The following is a 1,406-nucleotide window of genomic DNA, read 5'->3' as shown; positions in this document are numbered from 1 at the left end:
AGAACACCACAATGTTGTAACCATAAAGATTTCCCACCCACCCGGTCACAGGCCGGCAGGGTGTGGAGCAAGGGTTACGGCGGTCATAGCGTGGGGGAAACGCCCGGTCCCATTCCGAACCCGGAAGCTAAGACCCACAGCGCCGATGGTACTGCACCCGGGAGGGTGTGGGAGAGTAGGTCACCGCCGGAACACTATTCAGGTCGAGAGCCCCTCAACACACCGTGTTGAGGGGCTCTCCCACATTAACCACCAACCCGGCCAACACCGCCCCACGCCCGGGCACCCCCGTGTCAATGGCCATTTGTTTCTGCCCACGGGCGGCCAGTTGATGTGCCCGCTGGTGGCCAGTAAAACTGCCCGGTGATGGCCAACAGATCTGCCCACTGAGTGGTTCGGCGGGGTTGGCCATCGTTTGGTTGGTTAGTTCAGTCGGGTGACTCCTTTTCCTGCGAGGGCTTGGGTGAGGCGGACGGAATCGCCGCTGGTCTGGCAGACGTGGGCGTGGTGCAGTAGTCGGTCAACGGTCGCGGTGGCGAGGGTTTTGGGCATGAGCTCATCGAAGCCGGCAGGGTGGAGGTTGGAGCTGATCGCGACGGACCGTTTTTCGTAGGCTGCGTCCACGACCCGGTAGAGCCCTTCGGCGGCGTCCGTGGCCACAGGCAACAGGCCTATGTCATCGATCACCACGAGCTCGGCGCGGAGGATCCGGGCGACAGCCCGGGTGACGCTGTCATCGGTGCGGTGGGCGCGGATGAGGACGCCGAGGTCTTCGAGCCTGAACCAGGCGACCCGCATCCCGGCTTCGACGGCTTGTTGGCCGAGGGCTTCGAGGAAGAACGTCTTCCCGGTCCCGGAGGGGCCGCAGACGACCAGGTTTTCCCGCCGGTTGATCCATTCCAGGGTCCGGAGTGCTTGCTGGGTCGGGGCCGGGATCGAGGACGCGGCCGGGTCCCAGACATCGAAGGTTTTCCCGGTCGGGAACCCTGCTGCTTTGCGGCGGGAGGCGAGCATGGACCGTGCCCTGCCGGCGGCTTCCTCGGTGAAGAGGGCTTTGATGACCTCGACTGGTTCCCAGCGCTGGGCGCGGGCGGTCGCGATCAGGTCCGGTGCCAGCGCCCGGGCGTGGGGCATTTTCAGGGACCGCATCAACGCTTCTAGGTCTGCCGGTAGCGGCGGAGCTGTGGTGTTGGTCGTGGTGACGGGGCTCATCGGGCCTCCTCCGGCGTGGTGTTGGCGGTGGTGTTCAGGGCGGCGGTGGGGTTGAGGGCGGGGTTGCCGATCGCGGCCCACGCGCCGGTTCCCTGGGTCAGCGAGGTCGCTTCGTTGGCGGTGTGGGTAGTGGTGCGGCGGATGTTGGCATTCAGGATCGAGGCGAGGTCCGGGTGCGCGAACCGGCCGTGGAG

Annotated in this window: 2 protein-coding genes and 1 rRNA gene; 1 reads left to right on the top strand and 2 read right to left on the bottom strand. The window is 65.9% G+C overall.

Annotated features, from left to right (window positions below; genetic code table 11):
- Positions 1–75: 75 nt before the first annotated feature.
- A 5S ribosomal RNA gene (rrf, locus tag NQJ30_RS18805) occupies positions 76–192 on the top strand.
- Positions 193–423: 231 nt separating this feature from the next.
- On the opposite strand, the gene istB is transcribed toward rrf, so the two are convergent.
- Together istB and NQJ30_RS18795 are read right to left on the bottom strand one after the other, a co-directional pair.
- The gene (gene istB, locus NQJ30_RS18800; RefSeq protein ID WP_255771842.1) at positions 424–1,212 is read right to left on the bottom strand and encodes an IS21-like element helper ATPase IstB; all 789 of its coding nucleotides are present in this window, start codon (positions 1,210–1,212) and stop codon (positions 424–426) included.
- Positions 1,209–1,406, bottom strand: a 198-nt coding sequence (locus NQJ30_RS18795) for a hypothetical protein (RefSeq protein ID WP_255771841.1), incomplete at its 5' end; no start/stop codon positions are given. The genes NQJ30_RS18795 and istB, both read right to left, overlap by 4 nt.

The sequence above is a fragment of the Pseudarthrobacter sulfonivorans genome, assembly GCF_024391045.1.
Classification (GTDB): domain Bacteria; phylum Actinomycetota; class Actinomycetes; order Actinomycetales; family Micrococcaceae; genus Arthrobacter; species Arthrobacter sulfonivorans_B.
This window is presented reverse-complemented; position numbering and strand designations above follow the sequence as displayed.

Bases quoted from the DNA above. Each gene is read 5' to 3' on its own strand.
- istB (WP_255771842.1), bottom strand. From the start codon at position 1,212: ATGAGCCCCGTCACCACGACCAACACCACAGCTCCGCCGCTACCGGCA.